At 56.1% G+C, this 380-nt stretch carries 1 protein-coding gene; it reads left to right on the top strand.

The window, feature by feature from the left end:
• The coding region (locus I6F37_RS45145; RefSeq protein WP_225155151.1) for a hypothetical protein at positions 1-380 on the top strand (380 nt) is incomplete at both ends.

Here is a 380-nt window from a genome sequence, read left to right as displayed (position 1 = left end):
TACGAGTATTTCCGCGAGGTGATGCCGACGTTTCGGTGGAGCGAGCAGAAGTTCACGTCGCTCTATCCGCTGCATCCGGCGATCGTCGACGTCGCCCCGTTCGTACGTTTATACGTCAACGACTTTGCCCTCCTCTCATTCGCAGCCGAAGCCGGTGAACGGATTCTCGGACGCCCGGCAAACTCTCTGATCGCGCTCGACGAGGTTTTTGATAGCGCCGAGAATGAGCTGCGAAAGGTCGAGGATTTGAAGGAAGCGTTCGAAGCTTATGATCGGCTGAATACGGATGTTGTCGCCAAGATCCCGGTAATGCAGCGGCTTCAGGCGAAGCTGATCCTGAAAGCCTTGCTGGTTCTTTCGCTCGAAGGGCAAGGAACGAC

The organism is Bradyrhizobium sp. NBAIM08 (assembly GCF_020193935.1).
GTDB classification, from domain to species: domain Bacteria; phylum Pseudomonadota; class Alphaproteobacteria; order Rhizobiales; family Xanthobacteraceae; genus Bradyrhizobium; species Bradyrhizobium yuanmingense.
This window is presented reverse-complemented; position numbering and strand designations above follow the sequence as displayed.